Here is a 10000-nt window from a genome sequence, read left to right as displayed (position 1 = left end):
AATGATTCCCGCAATTTGTCCAGTTCCGGTCTGATCCTTTAAAGTTAGATTCTTAGGATTATGAAAGTAAAAATCCTCTGGTAGAGAAAGTTGAATTTGAATATCTAAATTTTTCAGAATTCTGGATTCCGAATCATAATTCCAATTTGTAAGTTCTTTTTGTTCCCAAGTCGGTTTAAAAAGCAGATAGGAGGTTAATATCTCGGCTTGTTGAAGCGCTTTAAAACTCAAAAGTCCGGCCGTCAAAACCATGAGGCCGAGCAAAGAAATTCTATAAAAAACTGTGCTTTCCAAAAAGCGAAGAATAAAGCCTACGACACAATAAACCGCGATAAAGATAATACCGGATCGGTTGGAATAAAAATCCGTAAAGAAAAGCGACAAGATACAACAAATGAATACGATTCCTTCCACGATCGGATTTAAAAGAATTCGAACTGCATCGTAAGTCGTTGCAGAGTTAGGACCTATTTTATATTTTTTAATAGGTTCTTGCTTAAGAAGCTTTCCAAACGCAAAAGAAATTACAAAGAAAAAGATTGTCGCAATCAAATAAGCTCCGGCAACCAAAAGCAAAATAAAAAAAATAGGAAGATGATTCTCGTGCAAGATGAGAAAAGAAATTCCGATGACGGAGTAAACTAGATAAAGCTTTCGCAAAAAGGAAAGTTCTTGCAGTTTCATGAGGAAAGATTGGAGTTTCTTCCAACCTGGAATTTTTAGGAGCCATTTCATGAGTCAGATTACCGATTTTTTTTTAGATTTGAAAACGAGTTTTAACAGCCTATCTCAGTCGATCCAATCATTTCTCGACACCATCGGAATGATCACTTCTTTTTTAAAGATTCTTTTTTCTATCGTTCCTTTAGATTTATTCTTGGTTTTGATCTTTTCTTTGATTCTAGTATTTTTACTCAACACAATTTCACCGACTACAAGCCGTCTGAATTATACCTTAAGCGTATTAGTCGTCTCGACAATTCGAGTGTTCTTCCATAAATCAATTTCCCAAACTTGGAATCTCGGGCCCGTACTTTTAACCGCGATTTATCTTTTGATTCCCGCATATTCTGTGCTTTTATTTCGTTTTGTTTTTTCCTCGTTAAAAAAGTTTTACAAAAAAAAGCGGGAACTCAATCCAAAGGATTTCGAAAACGGTCTGATGAACATTCAAAAATCGTTTCACAATTTGATGGCAAAAGGTTACGAGGAACTTCATTCCACAGATAAAAAACTCTACTTGGATGGTAATACATTGAAGGAACAAGTTGCGGATCTAGAAAGAACGATCCAAGGTTTGAAAAATTTTCTCGATTCTAAAAAAGATTAAAATTCGATTCTAAAAATTCATTCCTTCGGTTTAAACAAATCCTTTATCGCGTCTTTCGCCTTAGACTGATTGAAATCATCCCGATCAATCAATACCAGATCAAGATTTTCCTTTTCAAGACGATTGAGAATTTTTGCGATTTCAGTTTGAGATTTAGAATTGGTTGCCAAATAACGAAACTTTGTTTTACATTCGTGGCAACTTTTATCTTTCGTATAATTTAGACCAAGATGTTTGCAGTTCCCGCATGTCCCGTACAAGTCGTCGATTAACATCAATTGAGAAGAAACCTCGGAGACGCTTAACTTCTTCCAAACTCGGACGTATTTTTTATCGTCAGTTTGCATATTTCATTTGGATAATGACAATCTTTTCTTAGTCAAGACAAAACCGGATAGTTCGCTCGATAATATCCTAAATCTTGTTCATTTTATTGATAAAATGATAACCGGATACAAATCGAATTGTGCGGTTATAAACGATATTTTTAGGAAGACCTGAACTTAGAAATTTCCTGCAAATATCATTCGTTAAGGATTTTCTATTTTAATTAAATCATATTTAGTTAAACTATTTGTTTCGTATGAATTTAAGAAGATTCATTTCTTTTCGAAAAAATTCCGCCCATTCGGAAAGAAATCCTTGAATCCATATTCAGCATTCTATTTTTTCCTTTCGAAGATATGTCATCGATTCTTTTACCTTGACTTTTGATTTTTTAGATTCAAACTTTTTGAAAATTTTAAAACGATTTAGGAATGCAAATGAAGCTATTATCGATAAGAACTTATTTTATTTTTTTTACTACGCTGATTATAACCGGGAACTGCCTTTACACAAACGTTAAAACACCCGGCTGGTTTTATTCTCAAAGCTACACTGATGTTCGCGGAATGGACCCTGTCGGAAAACTTTCCGGGCAGGCCTGTGGCGAAGGTTGGCTTTGGCTTGTTTACACGGGAGATGAAAGTTATGAAGCCGCGGTCCAAAACGCGATTCAGGACAAAGCCGATCTTCTTTTCGATGTGCAAACTGACTATTACGTCAAGTCAATATTTTTTAACCTCTACTTTTATAAGTGCACGCGAGTAACAGGAATCGGCGTTAAACTTCCGCAACGACTGATGAAAAAAGAGTAAAAGATAAAATGAAGTCCCAGATTAAAATCAAAATCTTCCTCTTAGTTTTGTTAAGTGGGATTTTACTCTTAGGATGTGCGTTACCGATTGGAAACCGTAGAACTCTTGTTAAACGAAATCCAATGCCCTACCCAACGGATGCAATTCTATCCCCCGAAAACCGTGTGTCCATAGCGGGGACTTACTTTAGAGATCCTTCAATCCACTATGGAAATGCTTCTACTCGGTTACGCTTGTTTGGATTCGACGGATTTATACATTCCACCTCTTCTCTTCCGCACAAAGATATGTTTCACGGCTCATTGGATGATTGGGACTGGTCTAAATACAGGATCATTCGTTTTGAAGGGCAAAGCCAAGGTTGCCAAACAGGAGTAACATTGATCCTTCCTTTGAGACAAGGAGAACGGGAAGCTTTGGTTCCGATATCATTCGTTTTTGGAAAGACGAGTTTTTACGACGAACTCAAACAAGAAATGAAAAAAAATAAAATCAAAGCTCTTTTCGATTCCAGATTGGACATAGAACAAACGGCTTATTTATTTTGGTTAATTCAGAAAAAATGTATTCGATTTAAAAGTTATGCTATTCAAGAATTTTGAACCGAATTCATTGAGTACATGACAGGAAAACAAAAGGCAATTCTTATACTTTCTTCCTTATCGGGATTTCTCGGAGTCGCTTTAGGTGCATTTGGCGCTCACGCTTTAAAACCGATTTTAACTCCTGAATTATTCGCAATTTATGAAACAGGAAATCGGTATCATCTGATCCATAGTATTCCCCCTTTGATATTAGCGATAACGGGATATGTAAACAACAGTCAAGTTATCTGGTTTTCTTCCATCTTATTTCTTACGGGAATTCTAGTATTTTCGGGATCTTTGTACATATTGGCGATCGCAGGAATTAAAATATTAGGAGCGATTACTCCAGTTGGAGGAATCGCATTTTTAATCGCTTGGGGCCTTCTTAGTTTTTACGCGATTCTATCAAAGGCCGACTAACGTTTAGTTCCGTAATAGAATTTACCTTTTTTTTCGATCAATCTTCTCGTAATTAAACCTTCTGCAATAATCAAAAGACCTTGAACAGCGGACTCTTTCTTGGCAATTTCCGCCTCCTTTTGTTCGGCCATAAGCTGATGCACATATTCCCTTCTTTTGCCTTCAAGAACCCCAAGCATGGAACCACAAACCTTGCTGTCTCCGATAAGAAACGCCAACGCGAGAGTTTGAGGCGGCGCTTCATTACACAAGTAATAAAGCGCCAAATTATCAAAGTAAGAAAGCTCTTCAAAAGATTTTACTGTAAGTTCTTCTTTTTCATCCATGATCGGTCGATTCCAGTTCAATAAGTTTTTTTTCAAGATATTGTATCAGATAAGAAGAATCTGGATCGGAGCCTGTAGCGGAGCGAATTAAATCTTTAGCGGAATAAAATTTTCCCTTCCAATGAACATTTCTTTTGAGCCAATTCAGGAGAGAAGAAAAGTCTTTTCTCTGCTTTACTTCCAATTGGAAATTCGAATTCTCTTTCGAAAAGGTTTGAAAGAGTTGAGCCGAATAAATATTCCCCAACGTATAAGTCGGAAAATATCCGAAAGCTCCTCCGCTCCAATGAACATCCTGCAAAACTCCTTCCTTATCAGAAGGTACGGTAATTCCAAAAATCTCTTTCATTTTGGAATTCCAGACTTCCGGAAGTTCCGGAACTTGTATTTCACCGTTGATTAATTCCCTCTCAATCTCAAACCGGAGAATAATATGAAGGTTATACGTAATCTGATCAGCTTCCACTCGAATCAAAGAAGCGGCGGATTGGTTGATATAAGAAAAAAGTTTGGAAAAAGACAATTCGGATTCTTTAATATTTAGAGTATTAAGAAAAATCGGATAATACATCTCCCAAAATTCTTTGGATCTGCCCACTTGGTTTTCCCAAAGTCTACTCTGCGATTCATGGATACCCAAAGAGACAGAATCGTGTAGAGGAGAAGGACCGCCATTGATTTCGGATATTCCAACTTCGTAAAGAGAATGTCCCGTTTCATGTAAAATACTGAATATGGAAGAAAGCGGATCTTTCAAATCATAACGTGTGGTGATTCTTTTATCCTTACTTCCAAGAGAAGTAGAAAATGGATGTTCACTTGCGTCCAAACGAGAAATCCCAGAAGATAATCCCAAGATACCAGGAAGAGCTTCTCCCAATTTGTTTTGAAGGAAGACTGGCACTTCTTTTAAAAAGGGATTTGCAACTTTCTTTCCTTTCGCAATTAAAGGTTTTAAAGAATTCTTCAAATTAAAAAATAATTTATCTATATCTTTCGCTTTTTCACCGGGCTCATAACTTTCCAATAGAGCATCGTATGCTTCCGTTTGATAACCATAACATTCGGCTTGTTTTTTACTCAATTCAACAATTTTAGAGAGAATTTGTGCAAAATCCGCAAATCGATTTTCCTTTTTTGCTTTAACCCAAATTGAGTGCGCTTTACTTGTAGTGACGGAAAATTCCTCAACAAGCTCTTGAGGAAGACGGCGAGAACGATCCAAATCTTGAAATAATCTTTCAAACTCGATTTTTCGTTCTGCTTGACCCGGAAGATTCTTTTGTTCGTTTTCTTCTCTTGCCTTTTCCGCAAGTTTGTAAAAACTTTCACCGGCATATTTCGAATGGATCAATCCAGAAAGAAGTCCGATTTGGGAACCTCGTTCCTCTCTTCCCTCCTCAGGCAAAATAATTTCCGAGTCCCATTGAAGTACGCTAAGAACATTTCTAAGCGTCCAAATTTCTTGATAAGCGATTCTATATTCCGTAAAAGATTTTAGTTCTCTGCGGATCTGCTCGGTAAAAAGGTTCTCATACTCTTTCATCTCAGTGGATAGTAAAAATTCTTCTTTTAGATTGACAAGTACCCTAACCACAAAAAAATGATTTTTGCGTGAATCGCGGGCATGGTGTAATGGCTAGCACTGTAGCCTTCCAAGCTTCCAGTGAGGGTTCGAGTCCCTCTGCCCGCAAAGTTTTTTTCTTCTCAATAAAATCATAAAATACAAAATCCAGACTCGAACGCGAACTTTGGTAAAGCGTTTCAAGCGACCTTAGGAGCGAAGAAACGCTTCCGAGGAACAGGACGTTCCGAGGCCAAAGTGAGACGCCTCGGAGCAAAGTCGAGCAGGGATGCGAGACTGCGAAGAGGGCGAGTCCCTCTGCCCGCAAAGTTTTTTTCTTCTCAATAAAATCATAAAATACAAAATCCAGACTCGAACGCGAACTTTGGTAAAGCGTTTCAAGCGACCTTAGGAGCGAAGAAACGCTTCCGCGGAACAGGATGTTCCGAGGCCAAAGTGAGACGCCTCGGGGCAAAGTCGAGCAGGGATGCGAGACTGCGAGTCCACAACCTTACCCACAAGTACTTGGATTCGAAGATAAATCTGTTGGAATTCCGACAGATCCTCTGTGAAACAGGCGCGGCCCCACCCTGATTTTGGGTGGTGGGGAGAGGAGGCGGGAAAACTCGGGAGATTTTTCTTTATCAGAAAAACATGCTCTTTGCAAGTAAAAAATAGGATTCTTGTCGGAACACTTGCGTTTTATTGTATGTAAAGTTCTATCCACTAAACCCTAACCCCCTAATCACTGACACGTCGGAACACTTGAAAAATATCAGTTTTTGATCCCAAAAGCCTTCTTAATTTAACGTGAGTTCGATATAACAAAATGCGAAAGCGATTATATGTTTCGACCCGTAGGGAGAAACATTGAGTTAAATTCCGAAGGAATTGGAGCATTATGTTGCGATCGTAGGCAGCAACATTGAGTTAAAGCGCGGTCGCGAGCTATTTTATCTATGAAATTCGCGAGCTGCGACGACGACCCGCAGAGCGACCTAAACACCGACCCATAGGAAGGTGTTTGCTGAGTTCAGGGAGTCGTTGCACTTTAGTTTCTTATTCGCCCAAACTTTCTCCACGAACTCACGTTAATTTATGAGTTAGGTTATAGTACGAATCCACAAAATTTTTTTTCAAAAAATTCCTCAAGCATAAACTAATGACTCGAATACAAGTTTACTCTAAAAGAATTCATTTAGCAGAACTTTGTAATGTTCACTTAGAAGTTGTTCCAAAATCTTAAGATGAAGGGCGATTTGGTTTCTACAGAAGACAGATTTAGTAAATCGACGTTTATAAGAACCGACACGGAAAATCGGTTTTTAAATCGATGAAACATTACACATTTTTAATTAAGAACAAGACAATCGGTTCCATAAGGAGGAACCGATTCGAGATTGATTCGGATTCTATCTTTGAATTGAACTTTCCGATCTATTATTTTGAATCTCATTCAAGAAAACAATATTCTTTGTGTCGTTTTCTAAAATGTTATTGGCAAGAACTTCCAACAACTTTCCTATCTTTTTACTTTGGGAAAAATCCGGCTTACGGGAGATTTTGTCCGGTTTATTTTCCGGGTTATCTTCGTTTGCTCGGGAATACAAGGGAAATCCTCCAAATAGGGTGTAGAAAAAGAATGCTTTCCAATTTCAAGCCTTGTCAAGCTCATTCCTTCTCTTCCACTTTAATTCCGGCATGTTTTTCCAACTCTTTGATTCTTTTGGCCCATCTTTGGAAATTTACGAGATTGTGAATATTCACACGAACTTTTTGAAATTCGGGAAAAGTTAAACCGTAATCCCAACCTACAAAAATTTCCTTTTTCTTTGGAGAATTCCTCAAAGAAGTTCCACCCGCAAGGATTGTTCCCGCCGGAACATGAAGATGATCCGCAACCGCACAAGCTCCGCCGATGATTACGTCATCTTCAACGATCGTACTACCTGCAACACCACTTTGTCCAGCAATGATGATATTTTTTCCCAACACACAATTGTGAGCGACGTGAACCATATTATCAAATTTGCATCCATCTCCAATGATCGTGTCCTCCAAACCGCCTCGATCGATTGTACACAAAGATCCTATTTCAACGTCGTCTCCTATTTTTACTCCGCCCACTTGAGGAATTTTATGGTGTTTGCCACTCGCGGTAACAAATTTAAATCCATCCCCACCGATCGAACAATTTCCGGAACAGATAAATCTCTTTCCGATGACGACTCCGTGCTGAATGGAAGAATTAAGACCGATGTGAGAATCTTCTCCAATGACTACATTTCTGGAAATCTTAACTCCGTCCTCGAGATAGGTGTTCGCTCCAATCACAGAGTTCTCTCCTACCACCACAAATTCTCCTACCGTAACTCCAAAGCCCAACTTAGCAGTCGGATGAATAGAAGCAGTGGAAGCAATTTTTCCGGAAGGAACGTAAGAGGGATAAAGAACGTTGAGAACTTCCGCAAGACTTAGTTCCGGATTAGAAACTACAAGACAAGGAATAGACAATTCCTTTGCAAGTTCTTCGGTAGTTAATATCACGCTGGAGAGGGTTTTCTTGGCTTCGGTTAACATTTTTTTACTAGAAAGAAAACTTACGGAATTTTTTACTCCGGGAGAAATAGAGACGATTTTTTCTAGGATGATCGTGTCCGGTGTCTGAGTGTTTATAATTTTAGATCCGCTTATTTTTTTTGTTAATTCTGATAATTTGATCTGGGACATGTTTCCTCGTTTTATTTCGTTATTACACGGAGAAATGAACAATTCCGATCGTCACTCAAAAAAGAAGAAAGATCGCATATAGAAAATTATCAATTTATAAGAATTACTATTTCGTCGGAAATACGATATAAATATCCCGTTTGACGAAATGGTCTGTTTGAAAACTATGTAGGAAATTCAAAAAATTTTTCATTTTTAGGAATTGTACCCGCTCATGAAACCGATTAGAGAACCCCAGATTAACTTATTCAAAAAATCCAATCCCTACAAAGCTAAAGTAATCAGCAACGTTCTATTAACTCCGGAAGCCGGAACCGGAAAAAGACCCAAAAAAGAAGGAGAAGCACTCGTTCATAGAATCACTCTATCGCTTGATCATTCCGTTTATCCATACTTAATCGGGCAAAGCGGTGGGGTAATTCCTCCAGGCGAAGATCCTGAAAAGAAAGCGAAAGGTTTAGCCGATGCGAGTTATACTGTAAGGCTTTATTCCATCGCTTCTCCAAGTTATTCCTTTGGAATGAAAGAGGACAATATCGAATTTATTATTAAAAGAGATAACGTATACGATGAAAATGGAAACCTTCAATTCAAAGGTGTTTGTTCGAACTATATGTGTGATCTGAAACCGGGCGACGAAGTTATAATGACTGGACCTTCCGGAAAGAAATTTCTTCTTCCTAACACGGACTTCGACAAAGATATTATGTTTCTTGCAACAGGAACCGGAATCGCTCCTTTTATTGGAATGAGTGAGGAACTTTTAGAACACAAACTTATCAAATTTACCGGAAATATCACTCTTGTTTACGGAGCACCTTACTCCGATGAACTTGTAATGATGGATTACCTTAGAGGTTTAGAATCCAAGCATACGAATTTTAAACTTATTACCGCGGTTTCTAGAGAAGAAAAAAATTCTTTCGATGGCGGAAGAATGTATATCTCCCACCGAGTTCACGAACAAACAGAAACAGTGAAAAAGATTTTAAATGGCGGCGGACGTTTCTACATTTGCGGCGGACCGAAAGGAATGGAAAAAGGTGTGATTGAAGAAATTCAAAAGATTGCCGGAAACACCGGAACTTACGAAGAGTTTAAACATCATCTGGAAGGTGCTCATCAGTTATTCGTTGAAACATACTGATTGTTTTCAATTCAAAAAGCCGAAGGAAATTCGATTTCTTTCGGCTTTTTTATTTTAAAATCTCGAAGAATATTATAAAAAATAATTCGATGAAATTCATATCCCTCATTTATATTGGTAGAAGAATTAGCTTCATAGAGACATTGCTCTGAATTTAACAAGAGGGTAACTTTAGTTTCTACAACTTCGAGTCCTTTTGTATAGAAGCTTTGAGATAATTATAAATTTTATCGGGAGAATTAAATATGGGAATCATTATTCGTGAAGTAGACAAAGGCAGAGGCGAAGTGATTCGGGTGGAAGTTTCAGAATATAAAGGGACTAAGTACCTCAATCTCCGAATTTGGTACACCGATAAAGACGGAGAAAAAAAGCCGACTCAGAAAGGGATTGCAATCCCACCGGAACTCTACGACGAAATCAAAAAAGCAATCATTGAAGCCGAAAACGAAGTAAAAAGTTAAAATTCATTTTTATGCTTGATACAAGTTTTTTCACACAATTCAACCTAGTCAATAGGTACCTTTTACTACTCAGACGCATGAAAATGGTACCAAAAATTAACGGACGGTTTTTACAAAGATATAGAAGCGCTCACAAAATTGCGACGAATCCGGAATTGTTGGCTTTTTTTGAAGAAGATCTAACATTCTAAATTTTGAAACAAACTTATTACAGTATTCTTTTCATGCGTCCGAGTAGTAAATCTTGAAAACCTGATTATAGGGACCTAAGAAAAGAATTCTATAAGAACCTG

General features: G+C 37.9%; 12 protein-coding genes and 1 tRNA gene (1 of these 13 cut by a window edge). 7 read left to right on the top strand and 6 right to left on the bottom strand.

From position 1 onward, the window contains the following. Positions 1 to 735, bottom strand: the 5' portion of a protein-coding gene (locus LEP1GSC062_RS19565) for a hypothetical protein (protein ID WP_020985259.1). It extends 363 nt beyond the left edge of the window; the window shows 735 of its 1098 coding nt (coding positions 1-735); it begins with the start codon at positions 733 to 735; the stop codon falls past the left edge of the window. On the opposite strand from LEP1GSC062_RS19565, the gene LEP1GSC062_RS19560 reads away from it, so the two are divergent. Continuing rightward, entirely contained in the window at positions 734 to 1330 is a 597-nt protein-coding gene (locus LEP1GSC062_RS19560; RefSeq protein WP_039942810.1) for a hypothetical protein, read from the top strand. The genes LEP1GSC062_RS19565 and LEP1GSC062_RS19560 overlap by 2 nt on opposite strands. Before the next feature lie 17 nt (positions 1331 to 1347). Here LEP1GSC062_RS19560 and LEP1GSC062_RS19555 read toward each other — a convergent pair whose 3' ends face one another. After that, positions 1348 to 1677: a hypothetical protein gene (locus LEP1GSC062_RS19555; RefSeq protein ID WP_010577463.1), complete on the bottom strand. Its 330-nt coding sequence runs from the start codon at positions 1675 to 1677 to the stop codon at positions 1348 to 1350. A 417-nt stretch (positions 1678 to 2094) separates the two neighbouring features. Between LEP1GSC062_RS19555 and LEP1GSC062_RS19550 the strand changes: the two genes are divergently transcribed. The 3 genes from LEP1GSC062_RS19550 to LEP1GSC062_RS19540 are packed head-to-tail and all read left to right on the top strand — an operon-like array spanning position 2095 to position 3476. Next, entirely contained in the window at positions 2095 to 2469 is a 375-nt protein-coding gene (locus LEP1GSC062_RS19550; protein WP_039942808.1) for a TRL-like family protein, read from the top strand. Between the two features lie 8 nt (positions 2470 to 2477). After that, positions 2478 to 3071, top strand: a complete 594-nt coding sequence (locus tag LEP1GSC062_RS19545) for a hypothetical protein (RefSeq protein ID WP_010577461.1) — start codon at positions 2478 to 2480, stop codon at positions 3069 to 3071. Between the two features lie 18 nt (positions 3072 to 3089). Continuing rightward, on the top strand, positions 3090 to 3476 hold the full coding sequence (locus tag LEP1GSC062_RS19540) for a DUF423 domain-containing protein (protein ID WP_010577460.1): 387 nt from the start codon (positions 3090 to 3092) through the stop codon (positions 3474 to 3476). On the opposite strand, the gene LEP1GSC062_RS19535 is transcribed toward LEP1GSC062_RS19540, so the two are convergent. Both LEP1GSC062_RS19535 and LEP1GSC062_RS19530 read right to left on the bottom strand, forming a co-directional pair. Then, a complete protein-coding gene (locus LEP1GSC062_RS19535; RefSeq protein WP_020985277.1) occupies positions 3473 to 3802 on the bottom strand; it encodes a hypothetical protein in 330 nt (109 codons plus the stop codon). The genes LEP1GSC062_RS19540 and LEP1GSC062_RS19535 overlap by 4 nt on opposite strands. Further along, complete coding sequence (locus LEP1GSC062_RS19530; RefSeq protein WP_020985267.1) at positions 3795 to 5399, bottom strand: carboxypeptidase M32; 1605 nt, start codon at positions 5397 to 5399, stop codon at positions 3795 to 3797. The genes LEP1GSC062_RS19535 and LEP1GSC062_RS19530 overlap by 8 nt, the downstream gene beginning before the upstream one ends. A gap of 24 nt (positions 5400 to 5423) precedes the next feature. Between LEP1GSC062_RS19530 and LEP1GSC062_RS19525 the strand changes: the two genes are divergently transcribed. Next, positions 5424 to 5495, top strand: a tRNA-Gly gene (locus LEP1GSC062_RS19525). 1283 nt (positions 5496 to 6778) lie between these two features. On the opposite strand, the gene LEP1GSC062_RS19515 is transcribed toward LEP1GSC062_RS19525, so the two are convergent. Together LEP1GSC062_RS19515 and lpxD are read right to left on the bottom strand one after the other, a co-directional pair. Further along, entirely contained in the window at positions 6779 to 6976 is a 198-nt protein-coding gene (locus LEP1GSC062_RS19515) for a hypothetical protein (protein ID WP_010577458.1), read from the bottom strand. 61 nt (positions 6977 to 7037) lie between these two features. Beyond that, the gene (lpxD, locus tag LEP1GSC062_RS19510; protein WP_020985300.1) at positions 7038 to 8096 is read right to left on the bottom strand and encodes a UDP-3-O-(3-hydroxymyristoyl)glucosamine N-acyltransferase; all 1059 of its coding nucleotides are present in this window, start codon (positions 8094 to 8096) and stop codon (positions 7038 to 7040) included. 214 nt (positions 8097 to 8310) lie between these two features. Between lpxD and LEP1GSC062_RS19505 the strand changes: the two genes are divergently transcribed. Next, positions 8311 to 9243: a ferredoxin reductase domain-containing protein gene (locus LEP1GSC062_RS19505; protein WP_020985322.1), complete on the top strand. Its 933-nt coding sequence runs from the start codon at positions 8311 to 8313 to the stop codon at positions 9241 to 9243. Between the two features lie 245 nt (positions 9244 to 9488). Further along, complete coding sequence (locus LEP1GSC062_RS19500) at positions 9489 to 9707, top strand: transcriptional coactivator p15/PC4 family protein (RefSeq protein WP_010577456.1); 219 nt, start codon at positions 9489 to 9491, stop codon at positions 9705 to 9707. Positions 9708 to 10000: the final 293 nt, after the last annotated feature.

The organism is Leptospira alexanderi serovar Manhao 3 str. L 60, from assembly GCF_000243815.2.
Classification (GTDB): domain Bacteria; phylum Spirochaetota; class Leptospiria; order Leptospirales; family Leptospiraceae; genus Leptospira; species Leptospira alexanderi.
Note: the sequence above shows the minus strand (reverse complement) of the source record. Positions and strands in the feature narration are given on the sequence as shown.

What these genes read in the sequence shown, in the direction of transcription:
- LEP1GSC062_RS19555 (WP_010577463.1), bottom strand. Translation starts at nt 1,677, where the DNA reads ATGCAAACTGACGATAAAAAATACGTCCGAGTTTGGAAGAAGTTAAGC.
- LEP1GSC062_RS19535 (WP_020985277.1), bottom strand. Translation starts at nt 3,802, where the DNA reads ATGGATGAAAAAGAAGAACTTACAGTAAAATCTTTTGAAGAGCTTTCT.
- LEP1GSC062_RS19505 (WP_020985322.1), top strand. Translation starts at nt 8,311, where the DNA reads ATGAAACCGATTAGAGAACCCCAGATTAACTTATTCAAAAAATCCAAT.
- LEP1GSC062_RS19540 (WP_010577460.1), top strand. Translation starts at nt 3,090, where the DNA reads ATGACAGGAAAACAAAAGGCAATTCTTATACTTTCTTCCTTATCGGGA.
- lpxD (WP_020985300.1), bottom strand. Translation starts at nt 8,096, where the DNA reads ATGTCCCAGATCAAATTATCAGAATTAACAAAAAAAATAAGCGGATCT.
- LEP1GSC062_RS19560 (WP_039942810.1), top strand. Translation starts at nt 734, where the DNA reads ATGAGTCAGATTACCGATTTTTTTTTAGATTTGAAAACGAGTTTTAAC.
- LEP1GSC062_RS19550 (WP_039942808.1), top strand. Translation starts at nt 2,095, where the DNA reads ATGAAGCTATTATCGATAAGAACTTATTTTATTTTTTTTACTACGCTG.
- LEP1GSC062_RS19500 (WP_010577456.1), top strand. Translation starts at nt 9,489, where the DNA reads ATGGGAATCATTATTCGTGAAGTAGACAAAGGCAGAGGCGAAGTGATT.
- LEP1GSC062_RS19545 (WP_010577461.1), top strand. Translation starts at nt 2,478, where the DNA reads ATGAAGTCCCAGATTAAAATCAAAATCTTCCTCTTAGTTTTGTTAAGT.